General features: G+C 36.0%; 13 protein-coding genes. 6 read left to right on the top strand and 7 right to left on the bottom strand.

Annotated elements, in window-relative coordinates:
• Positions 1–21 precede the first annotated feature (21 nt).
• The gene (locus AC1RNE_RS06865; protein ID WP_492800280.1) at positions 22–2,862 is read right to left on the bottom strand and encodes a glycosyl hydrolase; all 2,841 of its coding nucleotides are present in this window, start codon (positions 2,860–2,862) and stop codon (positions 22–24) included.
• A gap of 849 nt (positions 2,863–3,711) precedes the next feature.
• Here AC1RNE_RS06865 and AC1RNE_RS06860 point away from each other — a divergent pair.
• Complete coding sequence (locus AC1RNE_RS06860) at positions 3,712–6,600, top strand: exo-beta-1,4-galactosidase (protein ID WP_492800279.1); 2,889 nt, start codon at positions 3,712–3,714, stop codon at positions 6,598–6,600.
• Positions 6,601–6,712: 112 nt separating this feature from the next.
• On the opposite strand, the gene AC1RNE_RS06855 is transcribed toward AC1RNE_RS06860, so the two are convergent.
• Complete coding sequence (locus AC1RNE_RS06855) at positions 6,713–7,579, bottom strand: helix-turn-helix domain-containing protein (protein ID WP_492800278.1); 867 nt, start codon at positions 7,577–7,579, stop codon at positions 6,713–6,715.
• 142 nt (positions 7,580–7,721) lie between these two features.
• On the opposite strand from AC1RNE_RS06855, the gene AC1RNE_RS06850 reads away from it, so the two are divergent.
• The 3 genes from AC1RNE_RS06850 (at position 7,722) to AC1RNE_RS06840 (ending at position 9,273) form a co-directional block, all read left to right on the top strand.
• Positions 7,722–8,117 carry a hypothetical protein gene (locus AC1RNE_RS06850; RefSeq protein ID WP_492800277.1) on the top strand — a complete coding sequence of 132 codons (396 nt, stop codon included), beginning with the start codon at positions 7,722–7,724 and terminating at the stop codon, positions 8,115–8,117.
• 116 nt (positions 8,118–8,233) lie between these two features.
• Positions 8,234–8,632: a hypothetical protein gene (locus AC1RNE_RS06845; RefSeq protein ID WP_492800276.1), complete on the top strand. Its 399-nt coding sequence runs from the start codon at positions 8,234–8,236 to the stop codon at positions 8,630–8,632.
• Positions 8,633–8,679: 47 nt separating this feature from the next.
• A complete protein-coding gene (locus tag AC1RNE_RS06840; protein ID WP_492800275.1) occupies positions 8,680–9,273 on the top strand; it encodes a YceI family protein in 594 nt (197 codons plus the stop codon).
• Between the two features lie 147 nt (positions 9,274–9,420).
• Here the strand turns inward: AC1RNE_RS06840 and AC1RNE_RS06835 are convergent, their stop codons facing one another.
• Positions 9,421–9,792, bottom strand: coding sequence for a VOC family protein (locus AC1RNE_RS06835; protein ID WP_492800274.1), 372 nt, complete (start codon positions 9,790–9,792; stop codon positions 9,421–9,423).
• Positions 9,793–9,799: 7 nt separating this feature from the next.
• Positions 9,800–10,852, bottom strand: coding sequence for a PAS domain-containing sensor histidine kinase (locus AC1RNE_RS06830; RefSeq protein ID WP_492800273.1), 1,053 nt, complete (start codon positions 10,850–10,852; stop codon positions 9,800–9,802).
• Between the two features lie 316 nt (positions 10,853–11,168).
• Here AC1RNE_RS06830 and AC1RNE_RS06825 point away from each other — a divergent pair, with 316 nt between their 5' ends.
• Both AC1RNE_RS06825 and AC1RNE_RS06820 read left to right on the top strand, forming a co-directional pair.
• The gene (locus AC1RNE_RS06825; RefSeq protein WP_492800272.1) at positions 11,169–13,145 is read left to right on the top strand and encodes a tetratricopeptide repeat-containing sensor histidine kinase; all 1,977 of its coding nucleotides are present in this window, start codon (positions 11,169–11,171) and stop codon (positions 13,143–13,145) included.
• Between the two features lie 47 nt (positions 13,146–13,192).
• On the top strand, positions 13,193–13,678 hold the full coding sequence (locus AC1RNE_RS06820; RefSeq protein WP_492800271.1) for a PH domain-containing protein: 486 nt from the start codon (positions 13,193–13,195) through the stop codon (positions 13,676–13,678).
• A 135-nt stretch (positions 13,679–13,813) separates the two neighbouring features.
• Here AC1RNE_RS06820 and AC1RNE_RS06815 read toward each other — a convergent pair whose 3' ends face one another.
• The 3 genes from AC1RNE_RS06815 to AC1RNE_RS06805 form a co-directional block, all read right to left on the bottom strand.
• Positions 13,814–14,011 carry a YqaE/Pmp3 family membrane protein gene (locus AC1RNE_RS06815; RefSeq protein ID WP_492800270.1) on the bottom strand — a complete coding sequence of 66 codons (198 nt, stop codon included), beginning with the start codon at positions 14,009–14,011 and terminating at the stop codon, positions 13,814–13,816.
• Between the two features lie 57 nt (positions 14,012–14,068).
• A complete protein-coding gene (locus tag AC1RNE_RS06810; protein ID WP_492800269.1) occupies positions 14,069–14,644 on the bottom strand; it encodes a hypothetical protein in 576 nt (191 codons plus the stop codon).
• Positions 14,645–14,769: 125 nt separating this feature from the next.
• Positions 14,770–16,878, bottom strand: coding sequence for a beta-galactosidase (locus AC1RNE_RS06805; protein ID WP_492800268.1), 2,109 nt, complete (start codon positions 16,876–16,878; stop codon positions 14,770–14,772).
• Positions 16,879–16,912 lie beyond the last annotated feature (34 nt).

The raw sequence follows: 16,912 nt of genomic DNA, 5'->3' as shown, positions 1-16,912 counted from the left end.
ACGTATCTCAGTCTCAAACCTTTATTTCAATGATTCCACAGGCGTTAACGTTACTTTTTCTAATAATCCAGATTCCTTTGGTTCCCAGTTTTTAGTAGTAAAATAGCCTTTGTCTCCTAGATTTTGTTTTAGTCTTGCCGATACGTTGATGTTATAAAACTTCTGCCAAACTACGCCTTGTGCTTCCAAGGCCGTTACCCTGTTTGCCATTGAATTAGATACTTTTACCTCTAACACATTTTGTGCTTTTAATAAAGTAGTAGGCACAAAAACTTTGTAAGTTGGACCTAATAAAGTACCTAATGATTTCCCGTTTAAAGTTACCGAAGCACTTTCCGCTACTTTACCTAAGTCTAACAAATAACCTTTGGCAACAGTTTTAGGCTTCGCAAAATTCAATTGGTATGAAGCTGTTCCTGAAAAATCCTGATATTCCTTACCTGCTTTTGTCCACGAGCCTAACTTAGTCGTTTCAAGTGTTTTAGGTAAAGTTGGTCCACCATCCAAGAATGATATTTTCCATGTACCTTTCAACTCCACAGCATCAGCACTTGCTTTCCAATAAGGATATTCCGCACCTTTTTCTACTGCTTTTAATGTTTCAAGAATGCACGATTCTCCTATAGCCAATTGCAAATAAACTTCGTTGCTGTTTCTGAACTTTGCCATGCCCAATGCTTCAGTCATAGGATTGTACAAAGCCGCAGATTTTGCTTCAACTTCCAATTTTACCCAACCTTCAAAAGGTTTCCCAGATTTGTTATTGATAAAGTAATAGTTACCTTTAGCACTTGTTTTTCTAACAAATTGCAAGCCACTATCGGTCATTGTTTCACGATACACTTTAGCGTAAGTCATCATGGCTTCTAAATCATCGCTTAATAAAAACGAACCTTCGCCAATCTTCGCTTGGCTTACTTTGTCGTTTACTTTGGTAAAATTCAATACTGCTAACAATGCCTTGAATTTCGCTCTGCGTTCGTTTAAGTTTCCTAAGCCCGGTACATCAGCAGGTAATTTATGATGAACAACAATAGTCGCACCTTGTTTTGCCAACTGCACCAATTTTTCCAACGTTTCCAAAGGTACTTGCTCGCTCTCTGCCAATAGTACTGTTTTGTAGGCAACGCCACCAGTAATAATTTGCTGATTTTGAGATTGTAGATTAGCAATTTGTTTATCCGAGATAAAATCGAAGCCATAACCACGGTCAATCATCTTTTGGGCTACCTCTTTAAAGTCTGTTCCGTTAAATTCTGGTGTTACGCCATCAAAGTGTTCTAATAAACCTTTATGTGAAGGTTCGGTAAGGCGGTCGGTAATGGGGAAGTACAACAATACGTCGTTATTAGGTTTGCTATCTTGCAAGAATGCCTGTGTACGGGCTACGTAGCCATTCAAAGTAGAGAAATTCTTCCAAAAAGGGTTGTGTGGCGTAAAGTGTACGGCTGCATAAAATAACCAACCCGGGAAGGCTTCGTCTTTAGGAGAATAGTTAATCCCATGATAGAAGATATGGTTTACACCACCGACCAAGAATAGGTCTAATGCTTTTTTAACATCGCTTAATGATGATAGGAAATGTTCGTTTTCCCAAGTGGCCGATTCTGATGACGTTAGTTTCTTGCCTAATACGTTGGAAGCTGATGAGGCAAATTTGATTCTCAATAAATCAGTCCCTTCAATTTCTGGAATATCTACCAATCCGTATAAATCAAGGGTATTAGCAGGTGAACCATGTGCCTGATTTCTGACAATTTTACCACGTCCATGTGCCCATTTAGCCCATTCGCCAGTGTATTTTTCCAGAATCAAATCTCCGATTGTCGTCCTGTAGTCGAACAATACTCTATGGTTTAAATCTGTATTTTCTTTACTGAAAAGGTTAGGGAGATAGTTTCTTAAATCGTAGCCTCTTCTTTGCTGAAATTCTTGGAATAAATTTTCTGTCCAGTCCGACTGTCCACGTGCATCGTCTACTTCGTAAGAGTCATTGAAAAAAGCACGCATGCTCGAAACATCCGTGTTCGCAAAGGCTTTATCAAATTCTTTTAAATAATTCTGAATGGCTTTTTCTGAAAAGTGGTCGATTACATCGCCTTCGCCACCTGGTCCAGCACGTTCTACCAATTTGCCATGCCAACCTTGGAAGATAGCATACAGCTTCCAACTTCCTTTAGGGGCTTGCCAATTTAATTGTCCCATAGCACTAACCTCAGCCGTCAAATTGAGCACCTCGCCTTTATCCGAATACGCCATCAGGGTTTGTAATGGCAATGGTCTTTCATATCTTACTTGGTCTATCGCTAATTCTTGGAGATTCTCATTCTTAGAAACAGGGTATTTTAAGGCAGAAAGTTCTGTTTTATTTGGCAAAACATAGCGTAGCAATGGAGCTTGCTGAAAGGTAATCACCTCCGAAAGCTTTTCACCTTCCTTTAGTTGATAGGTTTTGAAATTGACACTCTTACAAGCATCTTCTGGGGTTACCCATCTGCCCCCAAAAGGCCAGCCCGAAGCATTGGCAACGTCGATACCTAAGCCTAAGCGAGTACCTTCATTCAAGGTATGCTTGAACATTTCTACCCATTTTGGTGAAAGAAAATCAATAAATTTCGATTCTTCCCCTTTTACACCATAGATAGGTGTAATCTCTAAACCGCCCAGACCTGCTCTCTGGTAGGTTTCCATATTATACGTTAAATCTTTGGGATTAACTGCGTTACCTTCCCACCACCAGCGTGACCAAGGTTTGGTTTGTTGCGTGATTGGTTTCCACTTTGCTTGTCCGAAACTTAAAGAGCAAGTAATTGATAAGAGAAAAAAAGTTTGAAAGGCTTTTGTTGATCTATGCTGTTTCATCAAATATGGTTTTTATTTCTTGCAAAGAAAAATCAACGACTTACCTGAAGCATCCTGTGATGTCATGCGTTTAGTAATATTTTCTGAAAATATATAATTTTTTAGAAGAGACATTCTGATAAAAATCAACCATGATTTTCGAGTACTGGGGCAGGCTTAAAAAATAAATGAAAAATATTTTTTTAAGCCTCTCTTATTTGCTCTCCAGTTTGAATAATGGTAAAATACATTAATGCCAAAACCCACTTTGAATAAATACAATTTTTTTGGCATATCAATTTCATGGAAATACACCATTGACGATTTTATGGCAACGTTCCCGATAACGATGACATGCTAAAATCGTTGTATTTTTCTTATAAAAGTGAGATACTATTAAATAATCTCCACTATATCAACCTTAGTGGTAAATATTGTAAAAGTACAAATTGTTATTGTGTTTAACTTTCCTGCTTTGTTTAGTGAGGACGCTATAGCAGGAAGGCACAGGATAGTGTTTTTTCTTTGATAATCAATATTTGTTATCAAATTTATACATTTTAAATTTGTATTTCAGCAACGAGATTCTTTATAAAATATTTTTTCTTTATAAGAATATTTACAAAATTGGCAGTATGTGTTTCCAACATAACGGAAACATTTAGCAATATCCTTGATAGTTCGACTACCTTGTTTTTGATTGAAAATAACAAAAGCATTATAAAATAGATTTTTTGGTGTAAAGACTAAGCCCTGCTGAGAGTATGTTCGGCAGGGTTTCTTATACCTAAAGGGAGTTATTATCGAGGCTTTGTATCATATAAAAAGAGAACCTAAATCGACAAATCATTAAAATTATCTTTCAAACTTATGTTTAAATATTATTGCTTTATTGTATGCTTGCTGGTGAGCAATATGGTCTCTGCCCAGAAAATCTCATTGGCTGGTGATTGGCGTTTTAAAACTGATTCAACAGATATTGGCGTAAAAGATAAATGGTTTAATACTAAACTTCCCGAAACCATCAAATTACCAGGCTCGATGCTTGAAAATGGAAAGGGAAACCGCGTAACGATTAATACACAGTGGACGGGTAGTATATACGATAGCTCATGGTATTTTAATCCGCATTTAGCTAAATACCGTACACCTGATAACCTAAAGTTTCCTTTTTGGTTGACACCTGCTAAATATTATGTTGGGGCAGCATGGTATCAAAAAGAAGTAAATGTGCCTAAAAATTGGTCGAATAAACGTATTGTGCTGACCTTAGAAAGACCACATACTGAGACCCGCGTTTGGATTGATAATGAAGAAATAGGCTTAGAAAACTCGATGTGTGTTGCCCAAACCTTTGATTTGACCGATAAGCTTTCTACTGGAAAGCATACCATCTCTATCAGGGTAGATAACCGTATCAAAGCCATTAATGTAGGGAAAGATTCACACAGCTTGACCGACCATACCCAAGGAAACTGGAATGGGATAGTAGGCAAAATAGAATTAGAAGCCGAAGGTAAAATTTGGTTTGACGATATTCAGATTTACCCTGATTTGAAAAAACATTCAGCACAGGTAAAAATCGTTTTGAAAAATGCATACAAAAAGCCTATTAATGGGCAAATAAAAATAAAAGCCCAAAGTTTTAACAGCATTAAATCACACACACCCAATTTACTCGTAACCGATTTCCAGATAGATGACCAAGAAAAAACCATTACTATCGATTATCCGATGGGTGATGATTTTCAAACTTGGGATGAATTCACCCCAGCCTTGTATCATCTATCTGCTGAAGTCATTGTACAAAAACAGGTACAGTCTGCCCGAAAAGTACAGTTTGGGATGCGTGATTTTGCCATAAAAGGCACTCGTTTTGAAATTAACGGTCGCCCTATATTCCTCAGAGGAACCGTAGAAAACTGTCAGTTTCCATTAACGGGCTATGCACCAATGGATGTAAAATCTTGGGAAAAAGTGTTTAGAACAGCCAAGGCTTATGGATTAAACCATTTTCGTTTTCATTCATTCTGTCCACCAGAAGCGGCTTTTATAGCAGCCGACATCGTGGGTATTTATTTACAACCCGAAGGCCCAAGTTGGGCCAATCATGGTTCGTCTTTAGGCGATGGACATCCTATCGACCAATTTATCATGGACGAAACCAACCGTATGGCAAAAGCCTATGGAAATTATGCTTCTTATTGTATGTTGGCTTATGGAAATGAGCCAAGAGGAGGCAAACAAGTAGATTACCTAACCAAATTCATAAACTATTGGAAGACTAAAGACCCTCGTCGTAAGTACACTGGAGCATCAGTAGCCATGAGCTGGCCTTTAGTCCCTTCCAATGAATACATGATTAAATCGGGGCCAAGAGGCTTACCTTGGAACAAGCTACCGAGTAGTAATGAAGATTTTGCGGATAAAGTAAAAGATTTTAAAGTACCCTATCTAACACATGAGTTAGGACAATGGTGTGTATTCCCGAATTTTAAGGAAATTAAAAAATATACTGGGGTTTATAAAGCTAAAAACTACGAGCTTTTTGAAGAAGACCTAAAAGATAAAGACATGGGAGACCTTGGCGAGAAATTTTTCATGGCTTCGGGAAAACTACAAGCATTGAGTTATAAAACTGAAATAGAAATGGCTTTAAGAACGCCTATTTCAGCAGGAATTCAGATGTTGGGACTAAACGACTACTCTGGTCAAGGAACAGCACTGGTTGGTATCTTAGATTCATTCTGGGAAGAAAAAGGCTACATTACCCAGCCAGAATTTGCCCAGTTTTGTAATACCACCGTTCCTTTGGCACGTATTCCAAAGTTTGTTTACAAGAACTCAGAAAGCTTTGAAGCCAATATTGAAATGTATCATTTTGGGAAAGAAGCCCTAATAAATGCAACAATTTCATGGCAAATTCTGGATGGAAATAAGCAAGTAATTGCCAAAGGGAAATTTGATAAAACGAATATTCCGATTGGAAACAATTTCCATATCGGTAATGTGACTTTTCCATTGAGTAGCATTGAGAAGGCTCAGAAATTAGTATTTGAAGTACGAATTGACGATACCAACTTTAAAAATAATTGGGAGTTTTGGGTATATCCACAAACGCTACCTACTATTAATACCGACCAAATTTATTTCTGTAAAGAGTTGGATGCCAAGGCTGAGGAGGTTTTACAAAATGGTGGGAAAGTATTTTTAGAAGCCGCAGGGAAAGTAGAAAAAGGCAAAGAAGTAGTCAACTATTTCCAACCTGTGTTCTGGAATACCTCTTGGTTTAAGATGCGTCCGCCACATACTTTAGGATTTTTAGTCGACCCAGCCCATCCTGCGTTCCAAAACTTCCCTACAGAGTTTCATAGTAATTTGCAATGGTGGGAAATCGTGAATCGTTCGCAGGTGATGTTATTGGATAGTTTTCCAGCAGGCTTTCGCCCTATTGTTCAGCCGATAGATACTTGGTTTTTGAACCGTAAATTGGGATTAATCTTAGAAGCTAAAGTAGGAAAAGGTAAACTGATTATTTCAAGTGCCGATTTAAGTTCAGACCCTGACAAACGTTTTGTCGCTAGTCAATTATTATACAGCTTGAAAACATATATGAATTCCGAGCGATTCAATCCATCTTCTTCGGTGGATATCAAAGAAATAAAGGCATTGTTTGATAAAAACTATAAATCAACCTTCAAAACTTATACAAAGGATGCTCCAGATGAACTGAAGGTTAAGAAGCCTACGACTAATTAAATAAAAATGCTGTCACTCATGGCATGACTTCAAGTCATGCCATGAGTATTTTTTCAATCCTTATTACTAGCGAGGGACTTAAGTCCCTCGCTAGTAATAAGGATTGAAAACTTTACACTCCTACCTCCAATTTATACCCTTTCCCATGCTGATTAGTAATTTTTACAAGGTCATCTTTCTGCAATTTTTTACGAAGTTTCGATACTAATACATCTAGGTTTCTACTTATCACAAATATGCCCTCATTTTCCCAGACCTCCTTCAAAAGTCGTTCCCTTTCAATCAATTGGTTCTGATTGATGGCAAATATTGCTAATAGTTTTGCCTCTCGTTCAGACAGTTCTATGGTTTCATCATCCCACTTCAAGATACTTTTATCAGGATAAAAAGCATATTTACCGATACTAGTATAATCTAAAATAGGCGGTGGAGGAGGGGTAGTACTTTGTTTACGGTTAAAATAGTTACCCCGCATAAAATACCCGACTATACCCAAAGGAATTAACAGCAATAGATAATTGTAAAGACTGAGTGATTTTGTTTTCAAAAACTCAATTTGAATCATGTAGCACCCTACGGGTTGTTTTCTACCCAAGCAAGGCAAAATATTGTCCGTTTTAATACTTACTTCGTAGGCAAAAATCAATTCCTTATTACCGCAATCTATCACATTTACGATGTATTCTGTGGGTAAATTAGTCGTTTTTAGTTTCTTATCTACCAAGCTTACAAGCGTATCAGACACAAAGGTAAAATTGCTCTGAAAAGTAATCTGGAAAGTATTGTCTTTGATTTTCTTGATGGGCAACACTCGAGACGTTGAGTCCTTAGCATGTAATAGTAACTGATGCCCAATGTCGCGTAGCACCACTATCAGGTGTTTTTCTGCATAGTCGTCATTTTTAGTGGTAGTAGTAGCCATAAAAAATAACGACCCAATCACTAGCACGGCAGATAGTATATAAAATTTTGTTTTCATAATCAGGGGCAATTTAAAGGATAAATAGCTTGTTTCAATTGTATTTACATGGCTTTTACACTTTTTTACATTTGATTTACTACCTACCACCTTCCATTAGATAGGTTTGTGTCAGTTAATTCAAACATAAACAAATATCGACATGAAAAAAATGCTCACCCTTTCACTTATGCTATTTTCTTATGCTTTAGTAGCAGAGACACCTGCTAAAAATTATTCAGACGTATTGTTTAATAGTAAAACAATGGTTAAAAAGTTTAATGCAAAGAAATGTTGTAAGCCATCATCAAAAGCCAAAACAGTTGTTAAAACGGTTATTATTGAATCATCAAAAAAAGAAACGAAAGCAATTACTTCTACTTTCCCTTACCGTGTTGCTATCAAAGACCAAAATTTAGTACAAAAGATGCTTTCTTTTAATGAAATCTTCCCAAAAATTAATATTAATAATGTTCCTGTTACCTGCAAAAAGAAGGACGCATCAGTTTTATTAGCTAGTACAGATAAACAAGTTGATGCTAATAAAGTAAGTGAATAAGGAAAAAGGTTTGAAGTGTAAAAACGGTTACTCAAATCTTACTTACTATTAGGGTGCGACTTAAGTCGCACCCTAATAGTAATCGATAAATATATCCTAAAACTTTCGTAATCATCATGAAAAAAATACTCATCTTTTCGTTACTTATTTTTTCTCATTCTTTGCTAGCACAAAGTACATTTACTGACTGCACCGCTGCCTTCTTAAATAGCAAAATGATTGTTGAGAAATATGATAATTTATCAAAATGTAAGGTTTCATTAAATGCCAAAGGTTCTTTGGCAGTCAGTACTGTTGAACTATCACAGGATAAGGCAAAGGCTATTAATAATATACCTTTTAGCATCGCTATCAAAGACCAAAAAACAGGAACGATAAAGCTTTCTTTTAAAGAAGTGTTTCCCAATATTGATATTCAAAACGTGTTGACAAAATGCAAAAAAGGGGATACGATAGTTTTATTAACCAGTTCTGACCAATATGCCTTACCCCATAATGAAATCACGGTTGAATAGGTAATTGACCGATAGCTAAAATATTCTTTCTCTAAATCCTGTTTACTATGAAAAAACTTATCACCTTATTCTTGTTGTTTGGTTATTTATCAGGTTATGCTCAACAAAAATTCAATTTGTCAGTTACCGAAAGTCAGATTTTTTGGAAAGGTACGCCCGCATTTGGTTATGGAGGACATGAAGGTACTTTAAAGTTTTCGTCTGGAAATATGATTGTTTCAAATGATGGAAAGATACAAGGAGGCACTTTTGTCATTGATATGAACAGCATCAAAAATACCGACCAAAAAGATTTAAAAGGACAACGGAATTTAGAGGAACATTTAAAAGCAGAGGATTTTTTTGCAGTCAGCAAGTATCCACAAGCGAATTTTATCATCACTAAAGTCCAACCAACGGCTCAGCCTAATAAATATTCGGTAACGGGGAATTTTATTATGAAGGGTATCTCCAACCAAATTGTCTTTACAGCTTTTATTAATGTTAGTAAAGATAATGTTGTTGCCAAAGGTGATTTGAGTATCTATCGTTCCAGATGGGGAATCACTTATAAAACACCCAATTTTATTTCAACGATTAAAGACGATTTAATCGCTGATGAGATACCTATTAAGTTAGATTTGGTATTTAGAAAATTGTAGGATTGTACTCTTTGTTTTCTGTCCTCCAAACCTCACCCCCAACCCCTCTCCTTCAGAGAGGGGAGCTTTAAGTAACAAAGTTTGCTCCCCTCTCTGAAGGAGAGGGGTTGGGGGTGAGGTAAATAAAAAAATCTTTTAATAATCAATCTACATCTTGTCAATAATATCTTGCCCAAACTGAATCAAATACCCATTATTATCATAAATAGCAAACTCCCGCATTTGCCACTCAAACTCTTCAATTTCATAACACACCTCTACTTTATCTTTTAATTCATCCCAAAGTTCATCCACCTTATCGGTATTGATGTAAAAACTACCCGTAAAAACAGGCTTATCAAAAGGGATATGCTCGTTGGGTTTAGCCAGCATAATTTCTACTCCATCTTTGTACAGAGAAGCCCATCCCCATGTTTCATTTTGTTCAGCTACAGCAAAGCCTAATATTTTGGTATAAAAATCAATTGTTTCAATTAATTGATTCGTCCACAGGATGGGTCTAAGACTATTAAATTTCATATGTTTGTTATAATGCAATACTATTAGTTTTATTAGGTAAAGTAATTCTGAAAATAGTGCCAATTCCTTCTGTACTTTCAAAAGCAATCAAACCTCCTAGCTTTTCTATTAGATACCTTAAGGTATAAAGTCCAAGCCCGGTACCTTCAGATTGTTTCGTAGCACGATAAAATAACTTGAAGATGTTTTTCTGGAGTTCTTTTTTAATACCAATACCGTTGTCATAGAAAACAATCTTTATCAAACTATTATCCCCTGAAATTTCTATTTTTAGAAAAGAATCTTCTTTATTAATATTTCTATACTTAATGGCATTATCAATAATATTTTGAAATAATGAGACTATGATGGTTTTGTCACAATAAAAATCAAAAGGATATGCTATGTTTTCTACAAAGTCAATATGATTGTAACCTTCCATACTAGCCAAGGATTTTTTTACCTCATTAATTACAGTATAAAAATCTATCAATTCAAAGGAGGGAGCCTGTTTTTGAATTTTCAAAGATTGATTTACTTGTTTTACGGTTTCCAACAATCTACTTGCACTTTCATGAATTAATCCGCAATAAGTCTTTAAGGTAGTATAATCAATCGGTTCTTCTTCATCAAGAGTAAGCGCTGTTAGTGCTAAAATACTTGAGATAGGGCTTTTAATATCGTGGGAGAGCCTATATGTAAACACTTCTAATGATTCGATGGCATTTTTATATTCAGTAATATTGGAGGCAGTTACCCCAACGCCATTACCCACCTTAAAGGCTTTTAATCGATTACTTTGATTGCCATGGATGGGGTGAGTAACGCTTTCTTCTATAATGATAGGCTTACCAGTACGTATTACTTCCATATATTTTTCATGCAAGCCTCTCTCTTTAGCATTCGGAGAAATCTCGAATATATGTTTCCCAATTAATACTTCTCTGTCTAAATGGTAATGTTTAAGCAAAGATTCATTAACATCCAATACGTGCAAGTCACTATCAAATAGTAAAAAATGTAGCTCAGCATTATCAAAAAAAGCAGAACGAAGAGATTGAATTTCATTTGAAGGTTTCATAATTTTAAGTGTTTTAGTATTAAAGAGGAGTCTGAATTAAAGTCTGATTCTTTTGTTTCCGATATTTCTAATTTAAGGTATCATTTTTAGTTAATTAATCTATAGAAACAAGCGATATTAATTTTTAGTAATTATCATAAGATATGATTTTTGCTAACAAAAGGGTAAGCTTTAAATATATTGCTTGCTTATTTATGAAACATAAATAAGCAAGGGGGTAAACAAAACTTTCCATTTAAAATTATCCGATATGTATTCAAGAATCAAATTTCTTTATACTATATTTATAGTAAGCTAAGTTGAGATAACTTACTGAATGAATGCCCAAGCAGTATTTTTACCATATTATCCTTTTAAGATTATGTTTTTTAAAGTTTTTAGGTTAATAATCTTTCTTCTTTTATTTCCTTTCATCGTTTTTTCTCAACAAAAAAAGCTAGAGCAATTGCTCTCTAAATGGAATAAACTTACGGTTGTAAATCAGACAAAACCTGATACTGCAACGATTAATTTATTAAATGCCATTTCCTCTGAATACATGGAAACGGTATCTGATAGTGCCTTTATTTACTCTAACAAAGCATTGGCATTAGCAGAGCAAATAAATTATAATAAAGGTCGTGCAAGGGCTTATGCCATGCTTGGCAAGATGCATTACATGAAAGGAAATTATGACCTTTCATTAAACAATAGCCTGATAGCTTTAACGATTAGTAACCAAAATAATGATAAATTGGGGGTGGCTAATGCTTCAAATATCGTCGGACTTATTTATCTTGCTCAGAACAAAATTAATTTAGCTTTAAAAGAATTTTTAAAAGCAGCAGCCGTCAATAAAAGCCTTAATAAACTAAATAGGCTTTCGGCCAACTACTTTAATATTGGCTTGTGTTATCTGGAAAATAAATCTGATAGCACTATTTACTACCTCTTGCTGTCTAAATCAGTAAGTAAACAAATCAATGAAGAGCATTTGTTGGCTATGGCAGACAACAGGCTTGGAGATTATTATCTACAGAAAGAACAATTAAATAAAGCCATTTTCTACTATTCATCTGTCATTAAAAATACTAGTTATCAGAACGATTGGGAGAATAGTTTTGCCTATACAGGTCTGGCGAAATGTTATTACAAATTGGGCAAATATAAAGCGGCTGTATTCTGTAGTCGCAAAGGACTTGTGTTAGCTCAAAAGACAAATACTAAGTGGGATATAGAGCAAGCCTTAAAGATATTGCATCAATCTTATAGTGCTGTCGGAGATTCAGGCAAGGCTTATCAGTACCTTTTGATGGATAAACAATATAGCGATAGCCTATTTAATGAATCGAAGGATAAAGAAATAAACGCCCTCTATCTGAAACAAAAACAGGCTGAAAATGAAGTATTGACCAAAGAGAATCAAATAGCACAAGAAAAACAGCTTGCCGATAGGATGCTTATTGTGTTCATTATCCTTGTCGCTTTATTCTTGATGGTGATTGCGGTAATGGCTTTTAGGACTGCCTCTAGAACGAAGAAATTATACGACGATTTACAGAAGAAATCTGATTACATCAATACCCAAAATCAATTGATTGAACAGAAAAATGATGAACTAAATAATTCTAACCAAACGAAAGATAGGCTGTTTTCTATCATAGGGCACGACCTGAGAAGTCCCTTCGCAGCGATGTTGGGTACATTAGAACTATTTAAATCGGAAGAGTTAGAGGAGGATGAAAAACAGATGATGCTCGACAAAGTATTTGAGCAAATGACGGTAACATCAGCCATGCTTGAACACCTGTTGACATGGGCAAATAGCCAACGCGATGGTCTGAAAACTGAAATAATAGATTTATCGTTAACAGGGGTAATTGATGAAATATTAGGTGTTTTTGTAGCTGTGGCCAATGAAAAAAAGATAGAAATTATTCATGAAAAAGAAGCATTAACCATCATACAAGCAGATGCTGATCAGGTTCGTATCATTTTTCAGAACCTCATTGCCAATGCTATTAAGTTTACCAAACCCACTGGTAAAATTATGATAAGCTATGAGCAGACAGCAGACAATATTAAAGTTTTAGTAAAAGACAACGGCTTGGGAATGTCAGAAGAAAAGCTAAAACAAATATTTCATGAGTCGGGGAAAAGTATCTCTACCTATGGCACTAAAAAAGAAAAAGGCATTGGTATTGGCTTAATGTTGGTTAAGAGATTTGTTGAGCTGAACAATGCTACTATATCAGTTGTTAGTCAAGTAAATAAAGGAACAACGTTTGTCGTTGAATTTAAGTTATCGGTTTAGTGATTACTTTGCCATTGATTTCTATGAACCCTTTTAGCTAACAGATTATGACACATACAGCTTCCTTAGATAAATTCGTAAAAGTAACGACGGTTGCAATTAATATCTTATTCGCCGTTTCAATCATCAGTTTCTTTACAGTAATGAAAGAAGTTGGGTTAGAGTTTAAATTGATAACAGGAATATTCTTGCTATTAGTCTTCGGACTAGCTTATGCTTATCGACCTATGAGTTATACCATCAACGATAGTAGCCTTATTATCCACAGACCCATCAAAGATTTAGCGATAGAGCGGTATAAAATCGTGAGTGTGGAGGTATTAAATCCTGAAAACTTAGCTTATTCACTCAGAACCTTTGGCGTAGGAGGATACTATGGGTATTTCGGGAAATTTGCCAATACCAAAATGGGAAGTATGACATGGTATGCCACCAGAAAAGACAATACCGTTTTGGTAAGAACAACCGAAGACGAAAAAATCATCCTAACACCTGATGACCCGCTGGCTTTTGTCGCGGATTATTATGGATGATGGGGATTGATTATCGCCTGTGTTCTTTCTCCGTGGTTCTTTCTCTTCTCCGTGGTCTGTGGCACACAGAACACCATTAGCGAAGTGTTCTGTGTGCCACAGACCACGGTGAGAGATATAAAAATCATACGTTGCCTATCTATATTTAATAGCTTTAATCAATTTGTCATTACGTCGTTCTGCTCTAGCATTTTGTAATGATATAACAGCCCATATTGCCGCAGGTATCCAACCAATTAATGTTATCTGTAAAAGCAAACAGATAATCCCAGTGAGTATTCTTCCACGCAGAAGGAATGAAAGAAAAGGGAAGAATATTGCAATTAATGTCATAGAGTAAACAAAATTAAGATATTAGGTTGATGTTTTTTATACAGATGCAAAAACAGATTAACTGTATTTTAGTATATTTTCAGTACAAAATTCTCTTAGATGAATATCTCTTGTTTCATCATTGGCAATTTGTACCAATAATGGGAAATATTTATCTTTATCATACTTTAAAAGACCTGAAACACATTCTATATAAGTTAAAAAGAAATCATCCCGTTCTTCTAATTTTTTCAAAAATATCTCCTCTGCCACCTCAGACTGGTAGAATTTTAATAAGATGACAGCTTTCCAAGATAGTTCACCTTTGTTTTCAAGAATCCAAATGCTTAAATTGTCAACAAGGTTTTCTGGCACATCAAAGGCATCATTTTCTGAACTCTCTTCCAATAAATTTACTACAGCATATAAAAAATCGCTTAACCAAATATCATCTTTATCAGATAGACTAATTGTTGACAATAGCGGATTGATAAAAGCTGAATTGTGTAGTTCACTTAATAATGATGCAAATTTGTTAGTATCTTTAATTTTGTTTGGATTAGCAATTAAGTCTTTTAACTCAGCTTCAAGTAGCTCAGAATTATCAATTAACAAATCGTAGAGTGTTTCAAGTTTTTGGTCTATATCTGTCATTATAGTTGTTGTAAAAATATTGTCGTTATTATCTGCTTCCCTTCCCCGTGGTCTGTGGCACACAGAACACAGTGGAGTAAGTGTTCTGTGTGCCACAGACCACGGAGAAGGGAAGCAAGCAAACCCTATTCCTCCTCAACAATCTTAAATCCCCAAGGCTCTAAATCAATATTTTGATTTAGCTGAATACCAGTGTTTGAAATCAATTCCTTCCCTGATTTAAAAGGATACTTTAAGCTTTTACTTTCGGCAGAATAGTTAAAGTAATAATGGATTTTTTTGCCTGCCATATTCGTGCCTTCTTTAGTGATTAAAGGAAAGTACAAGTTCTGATTCGCTCCCCAAAGATTCGCTTTCTTTAGTGCTTCTTTCAATACGCCTTCTGTAATTTTTTCAGTCGTCATACAGCCGATATAGGTTGCTACGCCTTTGCCATATTCATTTTGAGTAATGGCTGCGTATTTACCCCAAGCTGGGTGTTCGTAATACGCCAATACTTTGGCAGTCGTTGGCGTGATAAGCTCCATCCACGTGTTTACTTTGTTGTTGGCTGTTCCTACCTGATAAGGGTCGCCTTTCAACGAAACATTATTGGGAATAGTAAACTGGCTGTATGAAATACCGCACGCCTCATTGACGATACCGGGCTGAAGGCTAGTTCTTACTTTTACGTTTTCGTCCGAGAACCCACTTTTAAAGGTATATATTACATGCCCTCCGTTTTTGGTAAAAGTGTTTAGTCGGTTCAATAGTTCGTCAGAGGCAGCATATAGTGCAGGTACCACAATTAATTTATACTTTTCGAAATTAGCAGTACTCGGGTCGATAAAGTCGGTGCCGACGTTCATCCGATAAAGGGCGTCGTAAAGCGGACGAAGAATATCATTATAACGCTCTCTAGCGCCCCAACCAAAACTAAAAGCATTGAATGCCGTTTGGGCTTCGTTGCTAAATAGGATGGCTACATCATTTTGTTTTTTGAGGTTGATTAACTTTGGGCTTAATTTTTCAAAGTCTTTACCAATCGTTTTTGCTTCGTTGTAAGTAGGGTTTGGTTCAAAATCGTGGCTTAATAAGCCTTTCCAGTAGGTTTCTGCTGAGTTATGGATAGAATGCCAATGCCAGTATTCCAACATATTTGCCCCAGAGGCAATATGACTAAAGGCTTGTAAACGTAACTGATTAGGGTAGGGAACCCACTGCGGAAAACCCTGTGCCTCTGTTTCAATCACCAAATAGTTTTTGCCATTCTTCATCGAACGACCTAAATCACCACCAAAAGAAATTTCGATACCTGTCAAAAAATCCTGTGTTGGGTGGTAAATATCAACACCCGCATAATCCATTGCTTTGGCTGCATCAAAATGGTTTACATCGGTTTGAATACCATAAGAAATTCCTCGCCAGTCAAAATCAAAGTTTTGAGTAACAAACTGAGTAGGTTTGCTGTATTCTTTTACCAAAGCCACTTGCCACGCCAAGTAGTCAGTCACTAATTGTCTTTGAAACTTAGAAAATTCAGCATTCAAACTGGCGTTGATAGAACCCACTGTCGATGGAAAATCATCCCAATTATTAATTCTATTGCTCCAATAGTCTAACCCAAAAGCTTTGTTGATAGCCTCTAAAGTTTTGTATTTTGCTTTCATATAGGCTACAAATGCTTTTTGAACATTATCGCCTGCGGTGTTGTAATGCTTGGTTTCGTTATCTACCTGATAGCCAATGATGGCAGGGTGGTCTTTTACATGTTCCATTATTTTACGAATCACCCTTTCTGCATGAAACCTAAAGTGTTCATTCGTAATATCCATGTTCTGACGAACGCCATATCGGTTTTGTCCCTGAGCAGTAGTAGCCAATACCGAAGGATATTTTTTGACTAACCAAGTCGGTACGGCATAAGTAGGCGTTCCGATAATCACATGGATTCCTCCTTTGTGCATGGCATTTAATACACGGTCGATATGCGAAAAATCATAGACATTATCTTGTGGTTCAACGGTACTCCATGTCGATTCTGCAATCCTAACTACGTTAATACCTGCCTCTTTCATCATGGTAACGTCTTTATCCAAACGTTCGTAAGGCATATACTCGTCATAATAAGCTACCCCGAAAAGTAATTTATTGTTGGGACTTTGTGCTGAGGAATACAAAGCATTACCTAATATCAGCCAAGTCATCAACAGACACTGAGCCATGATTTTGGTGAATAATCTGGGATTTTTCATAATCGAGGAGGAATACAAATAAGATACGATTGAT

The sequence above is a fragment of the Arcicella sp. GW822-FHT02H01 genome (assembly GCF_058802005.1).
Note: the sequence above shows the minus strand (reverse complement) of the source record. Positions and strands in the feature narration are given on the sequence as shown.

What these genes read in the sequence shown, in the direction of transcription:
- AC1RNE_RS06865 (WP_492800280.1), bottom strand. Translation starts at nt 2,862, where the DNA reads ATGAAACAGCATAGATCAACAAAAGCCTTTCAAACTTTTTTTCTCTTA.
- AC1RNE_RS06860 (WP_492800279.1), top strand. Translation starts at nt 3,712, where the DNA reads ATGTTTAAATATTATTGCTTTATTGTATGCTTGCTGGTGAGCAATATG.
- AC1RNE_RS06855 (WP_492800278.1), bottom strand. Translation starts at nt 7,579, where the DNA reads ATGAAAACAAAATTTTATATACTATCTGCCGTGCTAGTGATTGGGTCG.
- AC1RNE_RS06850 (WP_492800277.1), top strand. Translation starts at nt 7,722, where the DNA reads ATGAAAAAAATGCTCACCCTTTCACTTATGCTATTTTCTTATGCTTTA.
- AC1RNE_RS06845 (WP_492800276.1), top strand. Translation starts at nt 8,234, where the DNA reads ATGAAAAAAATACTCATCTTTTCGTTACTTATTTTTTCTCATTCTTTG.
- AC1RNE_RS06840 (WP_492800275.1), top strand. Translation starts at nt 8,680, where the DNA reads ATGAAAAAACTTATCACCTTATTCTTGTTGTTTGGTTATTTATCAGGT.
- AC1RNE_RS06835 (WP_492800274.1), bottom strand. Translation starts at nt 9,792, where the DNA reads ATGAAATTTAATAGTCTTAGACCCATCCTGTGGACGAATCAATTAATT.
- AC1RNE_RS06830 (WP_492800273.1), bottom strand. Translation starts at nt 10,852, where the DNA reads ATGAAACCTTCAAATGAAATTCAATCTCTTCGTTCTGCTTTTTTTGAT.
- AC1RNE_RS06825 (WP_492800272.1), top strand. Translation starts at nt 11,169, where the DNA reads ATGAATGCCCAAGCAGTATTTTTACCATATTATCCTTTTAAGATTATG.
- AC1RNE_RS06820 (WP_492800271.1), top strand. Translation starts at nt 13,193, where the DNA reads ATGACACATACAGCTTCCTTAGATAAATTCGTAAAAGTAACGACGGTT.
- AC1RNE_RS06815 (WP_492800270.1), bottom strand. Translation starts at nt 14,011, where the DNA reads ATGACATTAATTGCAATATTCTTCCCTTTTCTTTCATTCCTTCTGCGT.
- AC1RNE_RS06810 (WP_492800269.1), bottom strand. Translation starts at nt 14,644, where the DNA reads ATGACAGATATAGACCAAAAACTTGAAACACTCTACGATTTGTTAATT.
- AC1RNE_RS06805 (WP_492800268.1), bottom strand. Translation starts at nt 16,878, where the DNA reads ATGAAAAATCCCAGATTATTCACCAAAATCATGGCTCAGTGTCTGTTG.